The 24001-nt window shown below is 42.1% G+C and carries 22 protein-coding genes; 7 read left to right on the top strand and 15 right to left on the bottom strand.

Annotation, left to right across the window (positions count from 1 at the left end):
- Positions 1 to 5 precede the first annotated feature (5 nt).
- Genes L6E24_RS08465 through brxL form a run of 3 tightly spaced genes read left to right on the top strand, consistent with a single transcriptional unit; the run spans position 6 to position 8007 of the window.
- Entirely contained in the window at positions 6 to 4184 is a 4179-nt protein-coding gene (locus tag L6E24_RS08465; protein WP_257741557.1) for a hypothetical protein, read from the top strand.
- Positions 4185 to 4208: 24 nt separating this feature from the next.
- Positions 4209 to 6545 (top strand): BREX-4 system phosphatase PglZ, encoded by a 2337-nt coding sequence (pglZ, locus tag L6E24_RS08470; RefSeq protein WP_257741558.1) that lies wholly within the window; start codon positions 4209 to 4211, stop codon positions 6543 to 6545.
- A 46-nt stretch (positions 6546 to 6591) separates the two neighbouring features.
- Positions 6592 to 8007 (top strand): BREX system Lon protease-like protein BrxL, encoded by a 1416-nt coding sequence (gene brxL, locus L6E24_RS08475; RefSeq protein WP_257741559.1) that lies wholly within the window; start codon positions 6592 to 6594, stop codon positions 8005 to 8007.
- 279 nt (positions 8008 to 8286) lie between these two features.
- On the opposite strand, the gene L6E24_RS08480 is transcribed toward brxL, so the two are convergent.
- Positions 8287 to 8928, bottom strand: a complete 642-nt coding sequence (locus tag L6E24_RS08480; protein ID WP_257741560.1) for a 3'-5' exonuclease — start codon at positions 8926 to 8928, stop codon at positions 8287 to 8289.
- Between the two features lie 65 nt (positions 8929 to 8993).
- Here L6E24_RS08480 and L6E24_RS08485 point away from each other — a divergent pair, with 65 nt between their 5' ends.
- Entirely contained in the window at positions 8994 to 9575 is a 582-nt protein-coding gene (locus tag L6E24_RS08485) for a nitroreductase family protein (RefSeq protein WP_257741561.1), read from the top strand.
- A gap of 79 nt (positions 9576 to 9654) precedes the next feature.
- Here the strand turns inward: L6E24_RS08485 and L6E24_RS08490 are convergent, their stop codons facing one another.
- Complete coding sequence (locus L6E24_RS08490; RefSeq protein ID WP_257741562.1) at positions 9655 to 10488, bottom strand: DUF3307 domain-containing protein; 834 nt, start codon at positions 10486 to 10488, stop codon at positions 9655 to 9657.
- Positions 10489 to 10570: 82 nt separating this feature from the next.
- Positions 10571 to 11251, bottom strand: a complete 681-nt coding sequence (locus L6E24_RS08495; RefSeq protein WP_257741563.1) for an RNA polymerase sigma factor sigma-70 region 4 domain-containing protein — start codon at positions 11249 to 11251, stop codon at positions 10571 to 10573.
- 367 nt (positions 11252 to 11618) lie between these two features.
- On the opposite strand from L6E24_RS08495, the gene L6E24_RS08500 reads away from it, so the two are divergent.
- A complete protein-coding gene (locus tag L6E24_RS08500; RefSeq protein ID WP_257741564.1) occupies positions 11619 to 12227 on the top strand; it encodes a type 1 glutamine amidotransferase family protein in 609 nt (202 codons plus the stop codon).
- 44 nt (positions 12228 to 12271) lie between these two features.
- On the opposite strand, the gene L6E24_RS08505 is transcribed toward L6E24_RS08500, so the two are convergent.
- The 5 genes from L6E24_RS08505 to L6E24_RS08525 form a co-directional block, all read right to left on the bottom strand.
- Positions 12272 to 12931 carry a TfuA-related McrA-glycine thioamidation protein gene (locus tag L6E24_RS08505; RefSeq protein WP_257741565.1) on the bottom strand — a complete coding sequence of 220 codons (660 nt, stop codon included), beginning with the start codon at positions 12929 to 12931 and terminating at the stop codon, positions 12272 to 12274.
- Entirely contained in the window at positions 12882 to 14108 is a 1227-nt protein-coding gene (locus L6E24_RS08510) for a YcaO-related McrA-glycine thioamidation protein (RefSeq protein WP_257741566.1), read from the bottom strand. The genes L6E24_RS08505 and L6E24_RS08510 overlap by 50 nt, the downstream gene beginning before the upstream one ends.
- The gene (locus L6E24_RS08515) at positions 14096 to 14494 is read right to left on the bottom strand and encodes a molybdenum cofactor biosynthesis protein MoaE (RefSeq protein ID WP_257741567.1); all 399 of its coding nucleotides are present in this window, start codon (positions 14492 to 14494) and stop codon (positions 14096 to 14098) included. The genes L6E24_RS08510 and L6E24_RS08515 overlap by 13 nt, the downstream gene beginning before the upstream one ends.
- A 3-nt stretch (positions 14495 to 14497) precedes the next feature.
- A complete protein-coding gene (locus tag L6E24_RS08520) occupies positions 14498 to 14770 on the bottom strand; it encodes a MoaD/ThiS family protein (RefSeq protein ID WP_257741568.1) in 273 nt (90 codons plus the stop codon).
- 88 nt (positions 14771 to 14858) lie between these two features.
- Positions 14859 to 15590 (bottom strand): HesA/MoeB/ThiF family protein, encoded by a 732-nt coding sequence (locus L6E24_RS08525; RefSeq protein ID WP_308219114.1) that lies wholly within the window; start codon positions 15588 to 15590, stop codon positions 14859 to 14861.
- 210 nt (positions 15591 to 15800) lie between these two features.
- Between L6E24_RS08525 and larE the strand changes: the two genes are divergently transcribed.
- Positions 15801 to 16613, top strand: a complete 813-nt coding sequence (gene larE, locus L6E24_RS08530; protein ID WP_257741569.1) for an ATP-dependent sacrificial sulfur transferase LarE — start codon at positions 15801 to 15803, stop codon at positions 16611 to 16613.
- On the opposite strand, the gene L6E24_RS08535 is transcribed toward larE, so the two are convergent.
- Positions 16610 to 17467, bottom strand: a complete 858-nt coding sequence (locus L6E24_RS08535) for a cache domain-containing protein (RefSeq protein ID WP_257741570.1) — start codon at positions 17465 to 17467, stop codon at positions 16610 to 16612. The two genes, larE and L6E24_RS08535, sit on opposite strands and share 4 nt — an antisense overlap.
- Before the next feature lie 185 nt (positions 17468 to 17652).
- Positions 17653 to 19047, bottom strand: coding sequence for a glutamate decarboxylase (gene gad / locus L6E24_RS08540; RefSeq protein ID WP_257741571.1), 1395 nt, complete (start codon positions 19045 to 19047; stop codon positions 17653 to 17655).
- Between the two features lie 243 nt (positions 19048 to 19290).
- Between gad and L6E24_RS08545 the strand changes: the two genes are divergently transcribed.
- Positions 19291 to 20346, top strand: coding sequence for a DUF3821 domain-containing protein (locus L6E24_RS08545; RefSeq protein ID WP_257741572.1), 1056 nt, complete (start codon positions 19291 to 19293; stop codon positions 20344 to 20346).
- Between the two features lie 37 nt (positions 20347 to 20383).
- Here the strand turns inward: L6E24_RS08545 and L6E24_RS08550 are convergent, their stop codons facing one another.
- The 5 genes from L6E24_RS08550 to L6E24_RS08570 all read right to left on the bottom strand — a co-directional run bounded on the left by L6E24_RS08550 (position 20384) and on the right by L6E24_RS08570 (position 23958).
- Positions 20384 to 21022: a tetratricopeptide repeat protein gene (locus tag L6E24_RS08550; RefSeq protein WP_257741573.1), complete on the bottom strand. Its 639-nt coding sequence runs from the start codon at positions 21020 to 21022 to the stop codon at positions 20384 to 20386.
- A 66-nt stretch (positions 21023 to 21088) separates the two neighbouring features.
- Positions 21089 to 21988 carry a thiamine pyrophosphate-dependent enzyme gene (locus tag L6E24_RS08555; protein WP_257741574.1) on the bottom strand — a complete coding sequence of 300 codons (900 nt, stop codon included), beginning with the start codon at positions 21986 to 21988 and terminating at the stop codon, positions 21089 to 21091.
- A gap of 1 nt (position 21989) precedes the next feature.
- The gene (gene porA, locus L6E24_RS08560; protein ID WP_257741575.1) at positions 21990 to 23150 is read right to left on the bottom strand and encodes a pyruvate ferredoxin oxidoreductase; all 1161 of its coding nucleotides are present in this window, start codon (positions 23148 to 23150) and stop codon (positions 21990 to 21992) included.
- A 2-nt stretch (positions 23151 to 23152) separates the two neighbouring features.
- Positions 23153 to 23413, bottom strand: coding sequence for a 4Fe-4S binding protein (locus L6E24_RS08565; protein WP_257741576.1), 261 nt, complete (start codon positions 23411 to 23413; stop codon positions 23153 to 23155).
- The gene (locus L6E24_RS08570) at positions 23413 to 23958 is read right to left on the bottom strand and encodes a pyruvate ferredoxin oxidoreductase subunit gamma (RefSeq protein ID WP_257741577.1); all 546 of its coding nucleotides are present in this window, start codon (positions 23956 to 23958) and stop codon (positions 23413 to 23415) included. Before L6E24_RS08570 ends, L6E24_RS08565 begins: the two co-directional genes overlap by 1 nt.
- Positions 23959 to 24001: the final 43 nt, after the last annotated feature.

Here is a 24001-nt window from a genome sequence, read left to right on the forward strand (position 1 = left end):
ATAATATGACTGATATTGTATATGATAATTTTTTTGAAATTGATCCAAATTATTTCCCTATGATGACAGAAGAACTCATCAAATCTGAAGATGGTAAATGGAAGGGATTCTACCCACATGAAAAATTTGTAGAGTTAATTAAACATACTGTAAATACGCTCAATCGTCACGAAAAACAATCTCTCTGGGTCACAGGGGCATATGGTACAGGTAAGTCTCATGCAGTTCTGACGATAAAATGTATGCTTGAAGCGAAAAGAGAGGATGTAACCGAGTATTTTGAAAAGAATGATCTCGATATGGATCTCTGCAGTCGCCTTAACAACCTAAAAGGACAAGGGCATATTCTCACCGTTTACCGGAATGGATCTGCAAGTATTGACTCAACAGCAGCTCTCACTCTTGCAATTCAGAGCAGTATTAAAAAGGCACTGGAAGAGCAGGGTATTGAAAATAAATCAAATATTACATTAAAAGAGACAATTGTCAATAGATTAACTACAAAAAAAATTTATTCAGATTATATTGACAAATTAATGCAGGAAAAATACAACTATCTCTTTTCACCCTATTCTAATGTTACAAGTTTTCTTGAGGCAATTCAAAACTCTGATGATGAAATATCAAATCAGCTTATCAATAAATATCTCAATATGCTCAATATGGAGGGGATAAGTGGACATCCTATCGAACCAAATGATTTAGTTCGGTGGATAGATGAAGTTCTCAAGGCAAATAACTTAACTTCTATTTTCTTTATCTGGGATGAGTTCACTGAATTTTTCAAGATCAATCAAAATAAACTCACAGGTCTTCAGGAAATTGCGGAATCTACACAACATATGCCATTTGTTCTGATGCTGGTTACCCATATTTCCGGAAAACAATTGCCATTAGGTGATTCCAAAAAAATTTCCGATCGCTTTGCTCCTCCAATTGAGATATGTCTGCCAGATAATACCGCGTTTAAACTCATGGGAAAAGCACTTGCAGTAAAGGATAATCAGGAGGTTTGTTCACAGTGGCAAACCCTTAGAAGTGAACTTTGGAGTAATGTATGCAATTCGGGCAAGCTTGTTATCAGATCAACAAATAATAAAGTGACAGAAAATGATTTTAAGGAAATATTACCGATCCACCCATATGCAGCTCTGATTCTTAAACATCTATCCGCCCGTTTCAATTCCAATCAAAGAAGTATGTTTGAGTTCATAAAAGGAGGGGATGTTAAATCAGAATCCATAAGTTTCAAATCATTTATTCACCAAACCGGACCTTTCTCCCCTATTCCATATCTTACTTGTGACAAATTATGGGATTACTTCTACAGTAGTGACAAAGCCCGATTAGATACAGAACTTAAGGATTTATTGAACACATACAATATTCATAAAGACAACAAGGCATTTGATTCAGATACATTATTGATCTTAAAAACAACCCTACTTCTTCAGGGTCTTTCAAATCAAGCATGGAATGTCCCGATACTGAAGCCAACACTGAATAATTTGACATATGCCTTTGAAGGAACCGATCTCGCAAAAGTTCGAATAGAACAGATCCTTGAGATTCTTATAGGAAATGGTGTTTTATCTTCGCATCCCGGCAAAAATAGTGAAATAGAATATGTCGCTCTTCGTGCTAACAGTGACACTGCGGTAATCAGTCAGTTAGTGCAGGAAATGTCAAAAAAATATACAACACTGGAACTTATTCAAAAGAACAATGATCTCGATAAGTTATTTGAATTACCCGAGGAGCTCTCTCTTCGGTATGAATCATCATATTTAACGATCACTAACATTGACGCTGCATTAAAACGTAAAGTAAATAATCCTCCAAACAAAATTCGATTGTTTTTCACATTTGCTAAAGATGATCAGGAAGCAAGCATCATTAATGAAAAAATCCAGAATTTCCTATCGGCATGTTTGGATTCTGGAATAATTATTGTAGACACGTCATTATCTTCGCTTAAATCCAAAAATTATGATGATATTATTGAATGTCTGGCAAATGTGCGTTACTGGAAAGATAAGAATATTTCAAAACAAGTTACCGCATATGATAGTCGAGTAACTGATATCATTAATCAATGGAATAAGGAACTCATAAATGGAGTATTCGTTCTCTATGATTCTTCTCATAATGGACAGAAATTCTATAGTTTTGATTTACTTACAAGGCAACTAAGGCAGATCAATGAAGAACGTTTCCCGAAAGGTATTGAACGTCTTTCCAATTCGAAGACACTGCGTACTATCCAACAATCAAAGAGAGGAGCAATTATGGCGGCATCTGGTGGTGAGAAACCATCCGGAATGTTTAATTCTCTTGTCCAGCCTCTTTCTGAGATCTGGACTGATAATTATTATTGGGGGCATGCACCAGATCATCTCTTATCACAGATTAAAAATGAACTTAAAATTTTCATGGATAAGAGGTTTACTAAAGATGGAAAGGTAGACATATACGATATATGGGACTTTCTGACACGTCCGCCCTATGGATTTCTCCCATGTAGTTTAAGTGCTTTTGTTCTTGGTTTCCTTCTTCGGGAATATGCAAATGACCAGTACACCTGGTCTAACGGCTCAATAGCAGAGCCAATGTCAGCTGAAAAGCTTGGAGAACTCATAGATGGTGCCATAAAATCAATTCCTGGAAATCGTCCGTCTTCTCGATATATTGTACAAATGACTGAGGAAGAAAAAGAATTCATGAATTCTTCTGCGTTCGTATTTAATGTCCCTTCCGTCCAGTGTACTTCAATTGAAAATACCCGTAACAAGATCATTAATGCAATAAATGGACTTCGGTATCCACTTTGGGCATTAAAAAACTACATCGACTCACAAAATACTACACAAAAAGATCTTCTCAAAAATATCATTGATGATTACTGCTCTATTTCAAGTAGTTCCCCAGATGCCAAAAAGGTAGTTAAAGCAAAAGTCAATTCAATTGGGAAGACGTTTCAGCAACATGCTGGATTGAGCAATGCGGTTCGGGATCTAATCACACCCCAAAACACAAGGGAAGGTATGGATCTCTATGTTCGGGCCACATATCCGGATTTAATTACAATTGCACAATCACTTAATGATAATAATTATCTTGAAGCCATTAAAAACAGATTCAGTGCGGATAGTGCTTGGTTGTGGTGTAGCGATGATATCGATAATGCAATCATGGAAGTTGTCAGTGATTATCGGATTTTTGATTCCAGTAATCATTTCATTGGAACAAAAACATCAATCCAAGATGTAATTAGAGAGTGGAATAATAAATTGAATGAGATCCGTATTCCTTTTGATATTATCCTGTCCTCTGAGGAACAGTTAACAAAACCACTCACCATGCTCTTTAACATGTGTAAGACAAGATCACTCTCATCTTCTGATAAGAGGGAACTAAGTGATGTGTTACAGTCATATAAAATAGAGTTGGATGAATTTTTTTGTTCTGACACTCAAATTCGAATATTCAATGAGAATTTTTCTGATAAATTCGCCAATCTAAGTATAGACAAAATTAAGGATTTGTATTTATCTCTTCCAAGAGGGCAGATTTATCAGTCAAAATCAGAATATGATCAGCGTGTTGTGGCTAAGATTGAAGATCTTCGCTGTGTTCAGCTCTATCAGCATCTAGAAAGTGAATGGTATAGAATATCCGGAGAAGTGGATCCAAAAGTATGGTCTAACAAGTATGAACTGCCGATACTGTACCTTTTCGATGATGAACCTGGAAAAGCAAGAGACCTTTGTTCCATTCTTTTAAATAAAGGATCCAGCGATGAATCTAAAATAGAGGGAGCAACAGCGTTCCTCAAAAACTGTTCTGACTTTGCAAAAATTAAAGATATGGAATATATCCAGATGGTGTTCCAGAAAAAAATACTTGGGGATTATGAGTATGTAATTGAACCAGAGGATATTTCCGCCCTTATTTTGGAACTCAAGTCCAAAGTTGATGAAGACATCTATTCATGGGTTGACAAGAGAACTCTTGTAGATAAAGTCGTGGAGGACTATGCAAAAAAATCATATCTTAAATCAGGATTTACGAAAGCATTCTCAAAGATTGATAATATGTCTCCGGATGAGGCAAAAAAATATCTCAAAGATCTTATCAAAAACGATCTGCGGGTAGGTATTGCAATCATCAGGCGTTTGGAATGATCCTGTAAATATTGGGTTAAGATCATGAATTATCAGACATACGAAGAACTCTTTGAAAGAATTACCCAATCGCCAGCAACAAGATCAGAAACGATCATTGTGAATGTTAATTCCCATGAGAATTACACGAATCTTGTTAATAATTTTTTAGAGAAAAAACAGGTTCAATTAAGTAATTATGTCAAAGGGGATCAATACCCTGATCTTTTACAGTGCTATGCAGAAATAGAGAAAAGCGAAAATACTACTCTTGTATATGGCTTTTCACAACATATGATGATGATCTCCGAGAAAGAACGTCGTGAGATCTGGTCAAATATATTAAACAACATCAAGTTATCTACGACTCCACAACATAGAGTAATTTTTTTGTTTTACCAGATGGAAGATGTTCTGGCGAAGAAAATATACGATGATTTACGGTTAAATGAACGAATATTTCTTTTAAAAGATGTTCGGTCTGATCCAACTGGAAACGTATTTTTAATTTCAAATTCTGTAGAGGTTGAATCATCAAATTCTGAAAGGATCTTCTCTGGCTATAACCAGTATTTGCAGGAAGTAGAAATAAATCCAGCAACTAATATTACCGTTGTCACAAAATTCACACATGATCCATACTCTGAGCGGCTAATACAGGTTACGCTGATTCCATCAGCGTACAAATATCTTGTTGTCAAAAAACAGTTCCCCAAGAGTATCCCTGAGTCAGTTGGAACCGCAGATAATTGGCTAACTTTGGTAAAAGATATCAAGGGAATTGCATCTGTAACCACATATTTTTCATCTATTTTTAAAGGCCAGATGTCAAAATCCCTTTTGGGAGAATGGAATGATCTTGAAAGCCCTCAGAAAAAATGGTATGCTTGGCTTCATATGAAATTGCTATCTCTCAAAGATATCAATTATACCAGCTGTTTTGAAGAATATATTCAGTATGTATTGAGTTTAAGTAATTCTGTTGATAAATTAATTCATGAATATTATTTTGGGATACTAAAGATCTCTCCAAATGATCCTTGTTATCAAACATATTATAATGAGAGAAAAAAAGGATTGAAGGATCTGAATAATAACCTAATTCTCAGTGAATATTGTGAGGAAGTTAGTCATTATGGCGAGACGATGATTTACTATCTCACCGATACTTCCGATTATGAGAAAAAACTTATCCTTGAGTGGATTTCGGGAAAAACCTCTTTTGATTCAGAGACCCTTGGTCTGATTAAGTTAACATATCCTGACCTCTGGATATATCTAAAAGAATATTCCGTTCCTTTGGACATTTCGGATCACAATATTTATACAAAATATTTTCAGGCATATAAAGAACAAAAAGTTCAAAACAGACTTGATCCACTGTTTTGTAAGGAAGTAAATACTATTGCAAATGTAAAGGAGGGGGAACGCCCATATTATAGTCTCTCAACCCGTGAGGCAGCTTTTGAAAAACTAGATGTTCAGAATACACCTGTTTATTTTATAGATTGTCTCGGGGCAGAATATCTAAGTTTTATTGAAGCCTTTTGTGATAAAAATAAATTATCTTGCTCTGTACAGCTTGTAACTGCCAAATTCCCAACAGAAACTGAGTATAATACCGAATTCAGGAACAAAAAAGGAATGGACTTGACAGAAATGCGTGAGTTAGATCAACTCAAGCATAAAGGAATTGAAACATATTCTGGTGATAATCCAATTCTCCCCTATTATTTAATTAAGGAATTGGATATCCTTCGTAAATACCTTAACTCAATCCTTCAGACTGTTCAAAAAAATCAAAAAGTCGTGATTGTGACAGATCACGGTTCTTCACGGTTGTGCGTTCTGAGTAAACAATCCTGCGATAATGATTATTCATATGACGGAGATGCAAAGAATGCTAAAAGAAGATACTGTGAAAATATGAGTGGTGACATATCTAACCCCCATTTGCTCAGAGATGGGAACTACTGTGTTTGGGCAAATTATAACCAGTTTACTGTCCGGGGCCCTCCTCCTAAATGGGAGCTGCATGGAGGAGCGACTATTGAAGAAGTTGTCATTCCGCTCATTGAAATCTCTAAAGACAATACAAAAATCAAACTTATCTGCAAGACCAATGAAATCAAGCTCAAAGTTGATCAGATTCCAATAGTAGAGTTTGTCACAATACCTAAATGTCAGAGCGTCGTCTTTGTTGTTGAGAAAGAAACATACTCATGTAATACATCCGATAACGGATCCGAATGGATATGTGTCTTACCAAAAAATATCAAAACGGGAACATACACTGGAATCGTGAGAACAAATGAGAAAAATGTGGGTGAGCTGTCCTTCTCAATCACAAAAGGACTTAAAAAGAAATCATTTGATTTGTAAAGAGGATTAAGTCATGGAAAATAAGTTACGGACAGTTTTTTCAGATATGGTAGTATATAAGAATCTCAAGGAGAGCAATTACTTCTCTGACCTCAGTATTCCTTCTTTTTTAAGGGATTGGATCATGCAGGAATATTCCGACGATAAAGGAAATATTGACTATGAGATTGTCGGAAAACAGATTGAACGGCTCTATCCCCAAAAAGATGAATGGCTTTCAATAAAAGACCGAATTATTCAGGGAAATGAGTCTGTAAAAATCCTTACAAGAATCAGTGTGGATATTGATATCTCTACCAATGATATTACATTCTCTCTTCCAATTTATGATTTATATAACAAATTAACATTGATTGAACCATGGATCTGGGATAAGTATAAGGATGAGCTTCTGGTTTCAAAAGAAATATGGGGTATTGTTGAACTTGGATATTTACCGCCAGGAGATAATAAAAAAGATGGTAAAATTATCCTGAAGAGTTTTCAGAATTTCTGTCCCTATGAAATCGATTTGGAATATTATAAGGAGGCGCGAAAAAACTTTACAATAGATGAGTGGATAGATGTTCTTCTTGGTGCAATAGACTACAATCCATTAGGATATAAAGATAATATAGATAAAAGGACAATGCTTTCCCGTCTTCTACCCTTTACAGAGAAACGTGTTAATATTGTGGAGTTGGCACCAAAAGGTACTGGGAAATCTTACCTATTTGGAAGATTGAGCAAGTATGGCTGGCTGGCATCCGGTGGGAAGATGAGCCGGGCAAAAATGTTTTATGATCTTCAGAAAAAAACGACTGGCCTAGTTGGATCGTATGATTATATTGCATTTGATGAGGTGCAGACAATTTCTTTTTCTGATCCTTCTGAAATGAAGGGAGCACTCAAAGGATATCTTGAAAGTGGTGAGTGTTCTGTTGGTGATAAAAAAATTGTAGGCAAAACTGGAGTCATCCTTCTTGGAAACATCGATATGAATGATATGGATGAAAATTGTGATATGTTTCGCTCTCTTCCAAGGGTTTTCTATGAGAGTGCACTTATTGATAGATTCCATGGTTTTATTGCCGGGTGGAAAATTCCTCGAATGAATGAGGATCTTAAAGCACAAGGATGGGCACTAAACTCTGAGTATTTTACAGATATTCTTCATCAACTACGTGATGATCTGAGTTATCGTGCGATTGTAAATGAGCTAGTTATTATCCCCCCTCAGTCTGATACCCGGGATGTAGAGGCAATTAAACGTTTGTGTACTGCTTATATCAAGCTCTTCTTCCCTCATGTCCATCAGGCATCAGATATTAGCATGTTCGATTTTATGACCTATTGTCTTAAGCCTGCTATAGATATGAGAACGATTATTAAGAGACAGTTAGCTATAATTGACCCGATTGAATTTGGTAAAAAAGGAGTCCCATATCTTTCAATGAAGGATGTACATGAAAAAAACAATTAGGTGTTGTTACTGCAATACGGTCCTGAGTAAGGATGAAATTGGGGCAACACAGAAATTTATTCATCGAGAGACTAAGCAGTTCATGTGTTATAGTTGTCTTGCCGAGTTTGTTGAATGTACTGTTGATGAATTAAAATGTCAAATAGAGCGTTTTAAAGAGGAAGACTGTGGATTGTTTAAGTAATATTTTACATCCTAAGTTTGACAGTTGAATAATTTTGTAGGGTAAAATATGTTTTTGAACCAAGTGTCATACTTTGGATAATAAAATTAATCTCTCTACAAAACTCCTCTCTTCTTTAATTCGAAAAAGCAGCGTGCACATGCCCTGACATCGGCAGCTGCGTCATGGGCGCCAGCAAACGATTCTCCGAATAATATTTCATGCAGTTCACTAAGTTTCGGCGTTTTATATCCGCCGTTCTTTCTTGGCAGTGCACAATAGTCCTTAACCGGTTTTGGTCTCATTGTGCATACTGACTCTTTATCCTCTATCTCGTTTTCGATGCCATATCTGGCTAATTCCGCACATACAACCGGATAATCAAAACTAATGTTATGGGCAACCAGACATCTTGATTTTTTTACTTCGGCACTGAATGCACTGAAAGCCTCTTTGCCCGGAATTCCAACTTTGAGTGCTTTTTGTCTTGTAATCCCATGAACTTTTACGGTCTGCATGGGTATGCTGAAGGTCAGCGGCTTCACGATTGCATCATATGAGCTCCTCTCCTCTCCGTCTTCTGAATATCTGGCAAAGGCAATCTGAACAACCCTCGGCTGGATTATTTCATTGTTTGACGGATCATGGCTGCGTCTTGGAAATCCGTTGGTTTCAACATCGAAGAAGAGATACATTATGCACAATTTTCGGAGAGCATTGTATTTGTAGGTTTTTGATTCGGAAGATTTACCCGGCATTTAAACTGCCAAAATATTATGATGTTTCAAAATGAAGGATGATATAATACGGGTGATTATGAATTATGACTGGTGAAAACGAAGTAATCAAAGCAATACTGAACCGGAGAAGCATCAGGAATTATCGTGATGAGGAGGTTTCTGACGAAGAGATTAAAAAGCTGATCAATGCCGGAATACATGCACCGTCTGCTCTTGCACTTCAGCCGTGGAGTTTTGTTGTAGTGAAGGACCGGAAACTTATGGATAAGGTCTCGGACTATGCAAAGCCGATAGTCATCGAGAGCCTGAAAAAAGCAAAGACGGGCGGGATGACTAAGAAGTACCTTGAGATGGTCGGGGAGGAGGGATTTTCTATATTTTACAATGCACCGCATCTTCTACTTATTCTCGGCCGGAATGATCTTTTATATTCTGATATCGACTGTTCCTTATGTGCTGAAAATATCATGCTCGCCGGAGCATCGCTTGGGATAGGGACATGCTGGATCGGTTCTGCAAAAACCGCAGAGAACAGTCCGGAACTGATGGGTGAGCTTAAAATTCCGGATGGCTGTCACATCGTCGCCCCGATAATATTCGGCTACAGGGCAGAAGAGCCTGAAACTCCTGCCAGAAACCCAGCCGAGATCACCTGGCTGAAGTGAAAAAAAGGCTATTGATATGGTTTGGTTATACTTCCCATGCAGATACTGTTTAGACAGTTTATCTGTCCCTGTCTTCCGATTAAGGTAATATTCCGTATGACATGCTCAATATATTCGTCAGCCCGCTCAATGATCCCGGAGATAATACTGCCAATGAAAAAAGAGTTGCAAGACCTGCAAGTATTACAATTGTCATGCTAAGAAATGTTCCAAGAAGATAGTATTCGACCAGATCATTTCTCTCTTCCCTGAACCTGAATATAGATTTAGCGGTTATCAGGAATCCTATTGCTGCATACTGATTAATTAACAAAAATGTCAGTACCAGAATTCTTTCAAGATAACCAATTAATCTTCCCGCATTATCAAGATTCTCGTATTTAACCTCTGAAAATGTGCCGTCTTCTTTTTTATTATCATTGGCAGTTATTTGATTCCTTAAAGGTTTTAGTGCATAATTTATCAGGAATCCTGATGGTCGGATTATGATAAGGTAAGCTGTTATTATTGTCAGAAGGAGCAGGTTTTCAAATATTTCCGGAGTAGATATTGCCAAATCCGGGCCACTAAACCCTTTAATTATCACTATGATTCCAAATAATACCAGGATATGCAGAACCTGATCAAAAATAAATGAAAACACAGGCATTTTTCCTTTTGAATCAAGATAGACCTTTAATATGTCAATTGCAGCATGAGTTACAAATACCAGGGGAATAATCCATAATGCACTGAGTAAACCTGAAAAAAGATATGTTAGTGCCGCAACAAGAAATGAGTGAATGTATAACTTTTTTGATCTCCAGATATTCTCTCTTTTATCTTCGACCCATTCATCTTTCTGAAGGTAAAAGTCACCAATCAGGTGTGCGATGAACATTCTGAGAAACACTGCCTGAACTGCAATGATCATTGTTCAGCTCCGTCAATTAGTTCTCTATACCTTTCAATCCAGGCTGTGACAGAACTACAGTGGCGAAGTCATGTTATTTAAATTAACTCTGGATTGAAGGCCTTATTTGGCTTCTTTTTATGACGATCAGGCATTGTGTCACAGCCTGAATCATCACCTTAGCTGAATCAAAATTTGCTGAGTTTAATTTTGATGATACATTGCTCTGGCTGATATTCAGGATTTCAGCAGTTTCCATCTGGTTTTTCCCGGATAATGTATAATAAACAACTTTTGCTTGATTTGATGTCCATTTTGAGATTACTGCGTCCAAAAGGGCACATTCAGTCTTTAGTTCTCTGTTTACTTCCGGAAAATTCGTTTTGATAACCGTTTTTTGTCTTTTTTTATCCATCCTGTCAAGTTCCGGCCCGGAATTTCTGAATGCTTCGCCATCGGAACTGCTAATATTTTCTTCATTATAGTGATCTATGTCCCCTACACCAATGGCGATCCTTACATCAGGTCTGATCTTACTTTTGGAATCAAATTTGCGGGAAATGATATAGGCTCTGATGATCAATGCAGTACTAAGGGCATCTCCTGGTGAAGGCAGAACCGCCTGAAAACTATCTCCCCGGAAGATTTGATAAATAAGTCCTCTCTCTTTCAAAATGCTTAGGATTTCCCGCAGGCAATTCACATAGTTGATTCTGTCTTCTTCTTCCAGTTTTGAATAGTCAGTTAAATCTCCGGTTAGAGCTGCAAATAATCTTTTACTCATCTTTTGTCTCTCTCTCTCTCCAAATATCAACTAATAATATGATAATGTTGCATTATAGTGTTTTATTGTAATATTGTGCTGTGGCATGATATTTATGATTTATCATGTTCTAATTGGAAATCTGTGAAAGTAGAAGAACCTGATACTCCTGTTAAGAACCCACCGGAGATTACCTGGCTAAAGTGAAATTCCGGATGATGTGAATTGCTGAATTCAGTGAATAACGGTATAGTCGACCCTGAAGCACAATTTATCCGGCATGGTTTCAGACATTATGCTTTGAACCGTCCCGGCTGTCGGTTCCGCATATCTCCATTCTTTTTTAATGAGAACAGTCACATATTATTCTCAGAAAATCGGTGATGAAATGGACAAAAATGTATATCTCTATGTATGCCCGGACCTCGCTGACTGGGAAGCCTCACTTGCTATAGCAATGATATCCAATCTCAATACTGACCTTCCTAAGAAAATGAGCTATAATATCGTCACATTCGGACTTACCAGAGATCCGGTTAAAACCTCCGGCGGGGTTACCATACTTCCGGATTGTGATGTCGATGCTGTCGATCTCACCGAAGCGGCGATGGTCATTCTTCCCGGTTCATCGCATTACGAACATGATGACCCTGCTCAGCTGGTCCCGCTCATCCGGAACTGTATCAATAATAATATCCCGGTGGCGGCGATATGCGGCGGAACACTGTTTCTTGCAAGACATGGATTTCTCGATACTGTCAGGCACACAAGCTGCGGGCAGGAGTGGCTGAAAGAGCATGCCCCGGATTACCGTGGAGAGCACCTGTACGAGGCCGTGCCGAGTGTAAGCGACGGAGGCATCATCACGGCAAACCCCTTAGGTTTTGTAGATTTTGCCTATAATATCATACAGGCGCTGGATGTATTCTCGCCGGAATTTCTGGAAATCTGGCATGGTGCGGTTAAATCCGGATATCTGGATGTGGATCAGTTTTAGAACAAAAAAGAGATCAGCCTGAAACTCCGGTGAATATTTTTATTTTATTCCCGCATCTTTCCGGCAATAAGAGAGAGCAGTGCCTTTGCATCCTCCCTCTTCTGTGAATAGGGGACTTTCCCGATGAACTCCATGAAATTTCCGGCTGATGCTTCTCCGATGCTTTCCGATGCAGCCTTAATTATTTTTCTGTATGTCCTCTCCGGATAATAGATGTCAGAGGCTGTCTTCAGGATGATGGTGCTCTCATCCGGAGTTATGACTCCTTCATCAACAGCCCTCTCAAGATTGATTCTTATATCGATCAGGGCATCCGAGATGGACTCTCCGGTAAATGGGTCACAGGCAAGTGCAACCTCATCATCAGACTCAACAACACCGTCCCTGTACATCTCAAATACCCTGCCGATGCCTGTCATCCCGAAATCCTCAAGCTCACATGCACGAAGGGCACCCATAGAGGACGCACCATAAACTTTTATTCCGGAATTTAACAGCTTTAATACCTCACGATGGCCTACAGAGCAGTCCTGAAAGAAGAGGCCGTCTATTATGCAGACTATTTTTGGCTTCTCTGCCATTACTGCCTCAAGATCACCACGTTTTACGGGGGGACGGTATTCCGCAGAAGGGCCGGGCAGAATCTGTTCTGCCTCACTTAGCGGCAGACTTGGCCCTAGAAACACGACTGCGTCTGGCTTCATTGCACCTCTTTCCATATCTCTCATTGTCCATTGCAAATACCTCAAGTCCGGGTACGATTACCCTGACAACAGGTATGCCGGTCTCATCCATTGTCAGGTCAGAGACAATTATTCTCTCAAATCCGGCACTCTGAAGTTTATCAGAGAGATAGTTAATATCTGTCCGGAAGTCATCAGACTCAAAGGTATGTGCGGATGTAAAATCAGAGACCTCAGAGAGATCAAACCACTTCTTATTAAGCCTCTTTGTCCTCTCATAGCCAAGATTTATCCTGAATGAAGCTTCCGTTGCGTTCTCCCTTGCACCGTGAATCTGGGTTGCACGGCTCTGTGCAACCTCGGTAACAGCCCTCATTGCGGCAACCGCCGGAGAGAGATGCGTTCCCATGCCTATGCAGAGAAGTGCCGGATCTTTAAGCTTAACATCGTCAGCAACTGCAGCAACGGTTGGAACACCAAGATCACTTGTGATATCCCTCAGAATTATATCAACATCGTTCTCCGCAAATTTAGAGACCATACCGTCAAGAATCTCATGTCTGAAGTTTTCAATGACCGGCCCGGCATTTCCCGATGCCTCAACAACCGACCAGGCATCCCTCTCGATAATCTCACATAGGGCATGGAAGACCGCCTCTTCAGTCGCATTTCCGGATGCGATACCATTAGTCCCGGTCCTGAAAAACCTCACACTTCCGTGCGGCACAGGGTGAAATACCGCATGTGCAGGGACTAAAACCTCTTCATCACTTATTATGTCATATCCGGTTGTCCACGGGATTGGTGAATCGGGGTCAATTCCACGGGGAAGAATCAGATCTGCCGGATTGAGAGCTTCTCCCTCACCAAGAGAAGAAAACTTCTCCGTAATAAGATCACGACCGTTCAGCTCCGCAGAATATCTCTCAATGCCCTCCATAATCGCAGAGACCTTTGCGGCTGTATGGGTTGCCCCTTTTCCGTTGTACACCGAAATTGCACCCTCGGCTGCACCGGGCCTCATACAGGAATAGACCGGAATTCCAAGCCTGTCAAGTTTTGTAATGTCTGCAACCCTTGTAATGCCACAGGATTTCGCAAGCGGCTCAACGATCTCCAGTGTCTCCTCAGGTGATTTTGTCCTGTGTGTGCCGCCGCAGTACTTCTTTTTGCATGAATTAAGTTTCAGTGATGCCACTCCTCTCCTCCTCCGGTTTTGATGTCCTTCTTCCATATCGGCACAAATCTCTTTATTTCCTCAAGAATGAAACTGCACCCTTCAAATGCCTCATGCCTGTGTGCTGCCGAGACCTGAATTACAAGTATCGTCTCTCCGACAGCTAACAGTCCGTTTCTGTGGATGATGTCAATGGATAGTAGAGAATACTTCTCCTCTGCCTCAGCGGCAATTTTATTCATATCCGAAACTGCCACCTCATCAAAGGACTCGAAGTCTATCGCCTCAATGCCGTCATCCCTGACAGTTCCGACAAAGATTACAAACCCGCCTGCAAGAGGATTTGCAGCCTCCTTAAAGAGTGCTGCAATGTCAATATCCTCCTTTGTGATCTCAATTCTGCCCATATTTCATCCTCCTGATACCGGCGGGTAGATAATTATCTTATCCCCGTCTTCCGGAATTATCCCATCCGCAGATTCAGCGTCCACCCTCTGACGGTTCAGCATTATTAATACATCATCACGTAGTTCATCACCATAAAAGAGCGTCTCCCTGCTCTTCTTCTCTTCCGCAAAAATGAGTAAAGCCCCTTTTATTGTGGTCCCTTCCGGAAGTTTTACCTCTCCTCCGGGGCCGAAAACATCCTTATATCTTGCAAATGCCTGAAATTCCACTTTCATCCTCAAAAATCTCCTTTACCTATTATTTTACCTCATCCCTGAATATTTTATGATTTTACTGCCGGAATCTTTTTTACTGCCATTTTATCTATATATCCGGAATGAATTCCTTATTGCCGCATACAGGACAGTTTGGAGCACGGCTGATCTCAATCCTCTCGGCAGTGCAGTATCTTCCGTCCCAGAGCATAAGAACATCCTCAAGTCCGCCTTTTTCCCCGGTAAGGACCCTTATCGCCTCACCCGCCTGAATGGTTCCTATAACACCGGCAGTCGGGCCGACAACAGGAAATATTTCTGTCTTCCCCGATGCCGGGTAGAGGCAGGATAGGCATGCTGTCTTATGGGGTATTACGGTTGTTGCCTGACCTGACCATCCTGAAATTCCGCCGTGTATCAGTGGAATATTCAGGTTTACTGCTGCCCTGTTCAGGACCTGCCTTGTCTCAAAGTTGTCAAGACAGTCAACAATTATATCACAGCCTTCAACAAATCCGGAGACATTCTCCTCAGTTATTTTCATGTCAATGCCGCGGACGAGAACATCCGGATTCATTGAGGAGAGCTTCTCTGCCGCAGATTTAGTTTTTCTTCTGCCGATGTCTTTATCATGGTGAAGGAACTGCCTGTTAAGGTTTGAGAGATCAACAGAGTCGCAGTCGGATATTATTACTTCTCCTACACCGGCAATTGTGAGATATGTCGCAACCGGACTTCCAAGCCCGCCTGCCCCTGCGATAAATGCCTTTGAATGGGAGAGCTTCTCCTGCGCCTCCTCACCGAAGAGGAGAATCTGCCTTTTGTATCTCTCAAAATTCATATTCATCACCTTTAAGTGTCGCAATCCCGGAAATATATGTGGTTTCGCAGCCATTATGTTTATAGCAGATGCTCTCTGTAACGGCTGCATATTTCCGGTACACAACTATATATTGAATCTGCTCAAAGGGGTATTTAGATTATCGAAAGTTATGGGCATTTCATATGGAATTTATAACCGGGATTTTCACTCTGCATTTTTGGTGTTTATATGATTTTGAGAAAAAACGGCATAGAAGAATGCCTTGAGGAAAAAATAAGAAAATCCGGAAGCCTTCTGGTCTCATACTCCGGCGGGATTGACAGCACTCTTCTGGCAGTAATTGCAAGGGAAGTTTTAGGAGATAAAATGTCATGCTGCCTTGTAAAGACATCATTTATGCCTGAGAGTGAATATCTTTCTGCCATAAATACAGCGGAAGAACTGGGGCTTCCACTGGAAACAGTCAGCATTGATCTCCTGAATAATCCGGATGTCTGCAAAAACAGCAGAGAACGGTGCTACTTCTGCAAGAAGGCATTATCTGAAATTCTTCTGAACCATGCAGCAGGTTCCGGTTTTAATCATGTTGCAGACGGCACAAACGCCAGTGAGACTGAAGGCTACCGTCCGGGTTACACCGCCGGATGTGAGATGGGCATTCTGCACCCTTATGCTGAATGCGGGATTACAAAGCAAAGTATCATAAAATATGCTAAAGACCTTGGCCTCTCTAATGCTAATAAACCGCCATCTCCATGCCTGGCAACAAGAATACCGTACGACACTGAAATTACGGAAGAGAAGATTGGAAGGATTGAAAAAACCGAGGACTGCCTGAAAAGTCTTGGTTTTGAATATTTCAGGGTGAGGGATCACGGCGATATTGCAAGAATTGAAGTTTCCGGCGATGAAATGATAAATATACTGGAATTCCGGGACGAAATAACCGAAGAATTCCAGAAAGCCGGTTATCTCTACACCACACTTGACCTTGAGGATTTCTCCGGCGGGAACTTTGACCGGAAATATTTGAGGGATTAACCCTGAATTGCATCCTTAAAGATTATAATCCTCCACTCCTTGCCTAAATATTTGAGAGTGTTCCAGTATGCCAGTTTTTTTGTGAGCTGACCTGTGTTATCCGGAGATTTGTAGAATGTATATGCCCCGCTTCCGTCATCATTTGCTGCGATTGTCTTGCCAAGCATCATCAGGTTTTTAAACCTCGTGAACGGTTCATCCACAAAGAGATTTTTGCCAACCTGACCACTGTCCCTGTCATAGAGAATAAATCCGTCAGGCTGCATTACTGTAACCGTAATCTCTTTTTCATGTTCAATCGGGCCGATTATCTCAGCAAGAAATTCCGAAGGGTCTGCCATTGCGAGAACACTGCCTCTGTATTCACCATCGGAGGATAATACCGGCCATGCAATCTCAATTCCGGTAAAACCCTCCTTTGCAATGAATGCATCAGATAAGAGGGGTTCTTCTGAACCGACTATGGTATCTCCGGGTTCGCTTCCTGTAATATCAATTCCGACAGATCCGGAATAGATCTCCGGTGCAACGGCTGTAATTGTACCATCCGGATTTACTGTGGCATATGAAAGTGCATACTCTGATCTGTTCCACAGTCCGTCAAGGACCACCTGAACTTCCGGTGATGACAATGAATCACCTGCTGACAGTTCCCCGGAGGCGGATTCAAGATCACCTGATATGGAGTCGAGGATTGTCTTAATATTATTTTTCAGATAGTCAAGGTCGTTTATTATGGCCTTCTCCCCTTCACCCATCGCAGGAGGAAAAATATACTGTGCCGCAAGAAGAACGCCTGCTGCAATTATTACCACGATTATTGTTGATAGTGGGAGTTTTTCATGCCAGGACATGATATAGAATTATCTCCCGGATATTATTATTGCTGTTACTTTAGCAACAGTCTTTTTCTTATGCTGCGGGTGAAGGGGGAGGGGAAATCCTGATTTTGAAAGTTAAGTCCACTTTACCCTGCTCTGGCAGCCAACATTCCGGTGAGGTATTATTTTCCTCCTCCGGAATGGTTCTGAATTAAGCTTCAGTGATGAAATCCCGTTCCTGAATCCTTATCGTGAACCGGCTCCGGCTGTTTCTCCAGAAGCGGGAGCTGTCTTTTAAGATCTGCAAGCAGCATATCCGCAAGGTCAAAGGAGAAGCCCCTCCTGATGACAATTCTGAGTGCTGCCAGATCTTCACGGTTTTTTGGGAATGTGTATGCCGGAATGAGCCATCCTCTCTCCCTCATTCTGTTTGAGACATCAAAGACCGTGAAATTGTCAATCCCGTCCTTTAACTTAAAGGCAAAGACCGGCAGTTCATCTCCTCTTGTAATCAGTTCAAAAGGGCCTAAGTTTTCAATTTCAGAGGCGAGGTGCATGGCAATATCGCGTGAATACTGCTGAACCTTCGTATAGCCCTCCATGCCAAGCCGCAGGAAATTATAGTACTGAAGCACAATCTGTGAACCAGGTCTTGAGAAATTCAGGGCAAATGTGGGCATGTTTGATCCGAGGTAGTTGACATAAAATATCAGGTCCTCCGGGAGAGCTCCTGCATCACGCCATATAATCCACCCGACACCGGGATAGACAAGGCCATATTTATGCCCGGAAGTGTTGATGGATGCAACCCTTGGCAGCCTGAAATCCCAGACGAGATCCCTGTCAAGGAATGGTGCAATCATACCTCCGGAAGCTGCATCAACATGTACAGGGACGTTGATTCCTGTCTTTTCCTCGAATCTGTCAAGGGCTGTGCAGATATCCTGTACTGGTTCATAAGAGCCGTCAAATGTAGATCCAAGTATTGCCACCACTGCAATTGTATTTTCATCACAGAGCTTTACCGCCTCTTCGGCAGAGATATGGAAGCGGTCTCCTTCCATCGGGACAAGACGCATCTCAACATCCCAGTAATTGGCAAATTTCTCCCAGCAGATCTGCACATTGATGCCCATAACGATATTTGGCCTGTCTGCCGGCTTTCCTTCCGCCTTTTGCTTATGCTGCCATCTCCTCTTGAGTGCAAGTCCGGCAAGCATCGCAGCCTCACTTGACCCTGTAGTCGAACATCCGGTGGCCTTATCCACATCCGGAGCATTCCACAGGTGGCTTAAAATGCTGACACACCTCATCTCCAGATCGGCAGTCTGCGGGTACTCGTCCTTGTCGATCATATTCTTGTCAAATGTCTCGGCTGCAAGTTTCTGCGCCTGAGGTTCCATCCATGTACCGACAAAGGTTGCCATGTTAAGCCTTGCATTTCCGTCCAGCATCAGTTCGTCATGGACAATCTGGTATGCCAGATCCGGATCTGTCTCATTCTGTCCAAGCCTGTCACGCGGGATTGTTTCATTGCCTTCCTGTACGAAAATAGGATCAATTTTCAGATCTTTAATCTCTTTTTGTGGCCCTTTCGGATGTTTGAGTCCCATAATGATTCTCCATTTTAAATAATCTGTATAATCCGGAAAATTGGTGCATCAGCTGTGATGACTGTTTATGCCCGGAATCCTGAATGTTATTATCCAGTCAGTAATGTTCTTCTTACGGCAGACTGATTAATCTTTCCTGCTTCCTGAATTAAGATCTGATTAGATCCCGGTGTAGAATTCCGGAGTAAAAGCTATATCCGTTTAAGGAGGAATTAAAATATCAGAAAAAAGAGAGGAATTCAGATGAAAAAATCCGGATTAATTACTATAACAGGACTTATCCTGTTCTTATTGTTCATAGCACCGGCATCTGCTGTGCTGACAAATATCGGCCAGGGGGATACCGTATTTCTCGGCGAGGAGGGCCTGACGCTTACCCCGTCAGTATTTTACAGTTCAGGCGGCGTAACAGATAACCAGCTTGCGTACTTTGGCTCAGGAGCAAACCCTGCGACATCTGCACCGTCATATATGATAACTCCTGACAAAAGCAGCTTTTATGTCGATCCCAATACATTTGGTGATAAACAGTCGGCCTGGTACTCCTATCCTAACGGCTCAAAGAACGGGCATGTTGCTTTTTATGTCAATTCCCCGGCAATAGGAATTAAACTCTATGCTGTCAGGCCCGGAGACTCCTTTGACCTTACCAATGGCAAGGTTGTGAAGGGTGAAGGCCTTGACTTCAGAATTGATTCAAACCTCAATCCGATATTTACCAGAAGCGGTGTTGCTGCCGGTGATGACGGCGTTGATATAAAGTTTCAGGATGGGGTCGGTGCAACCCTGACGGCACTGTACGACTGCACCGGAAGCATTGTAAGCATAGTTAATATCCACCCGACATCGTCCATGTTTTACCTGCCGTCCGGAACCCCTGCGTGTGTATGGGATACGGGCAATGACGCCTATAAGATGGGCAGTTACAAAGTCTGGGCGGAATGCAATGTCAATGGCATGAAGGACAATCTTGGATCAATTACAGGTGAGACAGTAACCAGTCCGATCCCGTCACTTGCGGCTGCTGCAGCACCAACATCCACGCCGACTCCGGAAGAGACAACAGCAACAGAGACACCTGTGCCTGCTACAACTGCCCCCACAACTGCACCGACAGCTGTTGTAACTGAGACAGAAACACCAGCTCCTGTTGTAACCGAAACTCCGGTTGTGACTCCGGCTGTAACAGCTACGTCAAAAGGTCCGGCAGATCTTCCGCAGACTCCGTTAAGTATGTTAACAGTTATATCCGGAATTTTGGCTGTATTTATCGCTGTAAATATCCTGAAAAAAGAGTGAAATTCTTATATTTCTTTCCTGGGAAAAATCCCGGTCTTTATTTTTTGCTGTGATAATACAGAATGCCCGCAGTGATTACTCCGGTTATAACAAAGGGCAGTGGCAGGGGCGATTTTTCAGAATTATTCCCGCCTTCAGCCATATCCTCTGCATATCTTTTGTTGGCAACTGCACGGCTGTCTCCGGGTGAGATCTCAAGTGCCTTTTCCGATACGGCAATCTCTTCGTCATAGCGGCCAAGTTCACCAAGGGCTGTTCCCTTTGTTATGTACCCTTCAATGCACTCAGGATCTGTCTCAATTGCCATGTCAGATGCCTCTACAGCCTCTTCATACCTCTCAAGCCCTATCAGAGAGGATGCCATATTAACCCAGCCTTCAGGCTGATCGGGCCTGATTTCAGTCGCCTTTTTGGCAGACTCCAGAGCTTCATCATACCTGCCCATTGCATTCAGGACTCCGGCCTTTGTAGTATATGCAAGAGTGAAATTTTCGTCTATTGCAATGGCGCTGTCAGCCGCAGAAAGTGCCTCGTCAAAATTCCCTTCATTTGCATAGTCTACTGCAAGATTGTAGTACTCTATCTTGTTCATATCTCCGGCAGAGACCGGCTGTGCAGCGATAATCAGTATCCCTGCCATTGCTATAATCATTAATTTCAGGTATGTTATTTTCAAATTAGTGCCTCGCCTATTCTGTACTGGAATAGTTAGGATTGGGCAGGAAAAAAAGATATTGCGGGTTTAGTTTTTATCCGGCATCTTGATGTCAATGCCGTATTTTTCTGCATTATTGTCAGCGATAGCCTGAATCTTTGCTATCTCCTCTGTGTTTTCAGCCGGCCTGTAAAGGTGGCGGAATCTCTTCTGGGATTTTAAGTAGGCATCGACAGGCTCTCTTTTAACCTTCTTTGCCTTTGTAACGACACCGTCCTCCATCTCGAAGTTAACCCAGAGTCCGGAGTTGATCGCCATCTTCCCGATATCCATTGTTTTGGCACCGTCAAATCCCCAGCCTGTGCAGCAGGGTGTGTGAACCTGAATATAACACGGACCTTCGGTATTGATGGCCTTTTTGACCTTCTTCATAAGGTCAGCCGGGTATGCCACAGAGGCCGTTGCCACATAAGGTGATCCGTGTGCTGCAAGTATTGCCGGAATATCTTTTTTGGGCCTCTTGTTTCCGGTTGAAAGTTTCCCTGCCGGACTTGTGGTCGTATCGGCATCATATGGTGTTGCACCTGAACGCTGAATTCCGGTGTTCATATACGCCTCATTGTCGTAGCAGATGTATGTCACATCATGCCCTCTCTCGAAGAGACCGCTTATACACAGGATTCCGATATCAAAGGTTGCGCCGTCACCTGCAATGACAACAACCTTCTCACTCCGCCCCTGCTTCTTAATCGAGGCCTCAACTCCGGATGCAACAGCTGCTGCATTCTGAAAGAGTGAGTGAACCCACGGGGTTTTCCATGCCGTTTCGGGGTAAGGTGTTGAGAATACTTCCATACATCCGGTTGATGCAACAACGATTGTATTCTCACCTGCGGCTTTTGTAATCAGCCTTGCCGCAAGTGCCGGGCCGCATCCTCCGCATGCCCTGTGTCCTGCGTCAAAGTACTCTTTCTCTTCTCCCGTCATTTTAAAGCAACTCCTCTCTAAGGCCGAAGAAGCAGTCATTTCTGCCCTGCTCTGCCCAGTCTGCAAGTTTCTGAATATCTCTCTTTCTGATGTCCCTTCCTCCGAGTCCGCCGACATACGAATAGACATCAGCACCCTGCTTACCTACGGCATCCTTGACCTCAAGGCCTACTGCGCCAAGCATTCTGGAACCGATTGAGATATTCTTCTCAAGGACTGCAACCTTTGAGACTCCTGAGAGTGCTGTTCTGACCTCTTCATACGGGAAAGGTCTGAATGAGCGTATCTTTAAGAGGCCAACCTTACGTCCTGCCTCTCTCATCTCATCAACAGCATCCTTTATTGTACCGCATATAGATCCGATTGCAACTATTGCAACATCTGCATCATCAAGGCGGTAGCCTTCCACAAGCTCTGAATAGTCGCGCCCGAAGGTCTCTGAGAATTCCTGACCGACCTCTCTTAAGACTTTCTTTGCTTTGATCATTGCAGCATGAATCTCATACCTGAACTCCTGATAGTAGTCAGGCGTTGCATACATACCAAATGAGATCGGATCCTTTGCATCAAGCCTCTGGTACGGTTTAAATGCAGGCAGGAAACTGTCAACCTCTTCCTGTGTGGGGATGTCAACCGGTTCATAGGTATGTGTGAGGATAAACCCGTCAAAGCAGACCATTGCCGGAAGGAGAACATCATAGTTCTCAGCCGCCTTGTATGCAAGGAAGTGAAGATCCATTGACTCCTGTGCATCCTCTGCATACATCTGCATCCATCCGGAATCCCGGAGGAAGAGTGAGTCCTGGTGGTCATTCCAGATGTTTAACGGAGCACCGAGTGCACGGTTTGCAATTGTCATTACAACAGGCTGGCGCATGCCTGCGACATTGAAGACAACCTCTGCCATAAAGGCGAGTCCCTGTGATGTTGTGGCTGAATATACTCTTGACCCGGCACATGCCGCACCAAGGCATGAGGAGAGTGCTGAGAACTCACTCTCAACACAGATATACTCTGCATCAAGATCGCCGTCAGCAACCATCTCTGCAAGCCTCTCGACGATATGTGTCTGCGGTGTGATTGGGTATGCCGATACAACTTCCGGTCTGGAAAGCCTGACTGCCTCTGCTACGGCATGTGATCCTTCCATTATCTGAAGCATTGTTATTTCTCCTCCTGTTTCATCTCAATTGCATCCTTTGGGCATTCCTCGGCGCACATGCCACACTCTTTGCAGAAGTCATAATCAACCTCAGGATAGCCTTCTTTGCTCTCTTCAATGCAGACTTCCGGGCAGATCATCGTGCATGTGCCGCACTTGTTGCATTTATCTGAGTCAATCTCCGGTTTGAACACGCGCCACGATCCGGTCTTATTGTCTCTTGCCTTTCCCGGTCTTGATGTGCATCCGACTGAAAGTGCCATTATTGTGCCTCTCCCTTTATTAGTTCAAAGGCCTTCTTTGCGGCCATAATATTCTTTTCACCGAGTGCTCCGGGGAATCTCTCCTTTAAGGCCTCCTCAAGCGCCTCAATCTCGATCTCTCCTGTAGCTGCTGCAAATGCGCCCATAAGGGTTGTATTTGCGATTGGAAGGCCAAGTATTTCAAGCGCGATTGATGTTGCATCTATTTTTATAAGCCTTACACCTTCAGGAATTTCTGCTTCGATCTCCTTTTCAGTGTTAATCAGCGCAATTCCGCCGGATTTAAGGCCACTGAAGACATCAACGTCTTTGATCAGAGTGCTGTCCTGTACAATAACGTAATCAGGTTCATAGACCTGGCTTCTGAGCCTGATTTTATTGTCATCAAACCTGACAAATGCCTGCACCGGCGCTCCTCTTCTCTCTACGCCGAATGCAGGGAATGCCTGTGAATAGACTTTGCTCTTGAATGCTGCTGTAGCTATCAGCTCGGCAGCCGTCACTGAGCCCTGTCCTCCTCTTCCGTGTATCCTGAGTTCTCTCAAAAAAATCCCTAAGTAATTTTACATGATTAATTAATAAGAATTG

Origin of the sequence: Methanoplanus endosymbiosus, from assembly GCF_024662215.1 — an archaeon.
In the GTDB taxonomy this organism is placed as follows: Archaea; Halobacteriota; Methanomicrobia; order Methanomicrobiales; family Methanomicrobiaceae; genus Methanoplanus; species Methanoplanus endosymbiosus.

Bases quoted from the DNA above. Each gene is read 5' to 3' on its own strand.
- L6E24_RS08465 (WP_257741557.1), top strand. From the start codon at position 6: ATGACTGATATTGTATATGATAATTTTTTTGAAATTGATCCAAATTAT.
- pglZ (WP_257741558.1), top strand. From the start codon at position 4,209: ATGAATTATCAGACATACGAAGAACTCTTTGAAAGAATTACCCAATCG.
- brxL (WP_257741559.1), top strand. From the start codon at position 6,592: ATGGTAGTATATAAGAATCTCAAGGAGAGCAATTACTTCTCTGACCTC.
- L6E24_RS08480 (WP_257741560.1), bottom strand. From the start codon at position 8,928: ATGCCGGGTAAATCTTCCGAATCAAAAACCTACAAATACAATGCTCTC.
- L6E24_RS08485 (WP_257741561.1), top strand. From the start codon at position 8,994: ATGACTGGTGAAAACGAAGTAATCAAAGCAATACTGAACCGGAGAAGC.
- L6E24_RS08490 (WP_257741562.1), bottom strand. From the start codon at position 10,488: ATGATCATTGCAGTTCAGGCAGTGTTTCTCAGAATGTTCATCGCACAC.
- L6E24_RS08495 (WP_257741563.1), bottom strand. From the start codon at position 11,251: ATGAGTAAAAGATTATTTGCAGCTCTAACCGGAGATTTAACTGACTAT.
- L6E24_RS08500 (WP_257741564.1), top strand. From the start codon at position 11,619: ATGGACAAAAATGTATATCTCTATGTATGCCCGGACCTCGCTGACTGG.
- L6E24_RS08505 (WP_257741565.1), bottom strand. From the start codon at position 12,931: ATGAAGCCAGACGCAGTCGTGTTTCTAGGGCCAAGTCTGCCGCTAAGT.
- L6E24_RS08515 (WP_257741567.1), bottom strand. From the start codon at position 14,494: ATGGGCAGAATTGAGATCACAAAGGAGGATATTGACATTGCAGCACTC.
- L6E24_RS08520 (WP_257741568.1), bottom strand. From the start codon at position 14,770: ATGAAAGTGGAATTTCAGGCATTTGCAAGATATAAGGATGTTTTCGGC.
- L6E24_RS08525 (WP_308219114.1), bottom strand. From the start codon at position 15,590: ATGAATTTTGAGAGATACAAAAGGCAGATTCTCCTCTTCGGTGAGGAG.
- larE (WP_257741569.1), top strand. From the start codon at position 15,801: ATGATTTTGAGAAAAAACGGCATAGAAGAATGCCTTGAGGAAAAAATA.
- L6E24_RS08535 (WP_257741570.1), bottom strand. From the start codon at position 17,467: ATGTCCTGGCATGAAAAACTCCCACTATCAACAATAATCGTGGTAATA.
- gad (WP_257741571.1), bottom strand. From the start codon at position 19,047: ATGGGACTCAAACATCCGAAAGGGCCACAAAAAGAGATTAAAGATCTG.
- L6E24_RS08545 (WP_257741572.1), top strand. From the start codon at position 19,291: ATGAAAAAATCCGGATTAATTACTATAACAGGACTTATCCTGTTCTTA.
- L6E24_RS08555 (WP_257741574.1), bottom strand. From the start codon at position 21,988: ATGACGGGAGAAGAGAAAGAGTACTTTGACGCAGGACACAGGGCATGC.
- porA (WP_257741575.1), bottom strand. From the start codon at position 23,150: ATGCTTCAGATAATGGAAGGATCACATGCCGTAGCAGAGGCAGTCAGG.
- L6E24_RS08565 (WP_257741576.1), bottom strand. From the start codon at position 23,413: ATGGCACTTTCAGTCGGATGCACATCAAGACCGGGAAAGGCAAGAGAC.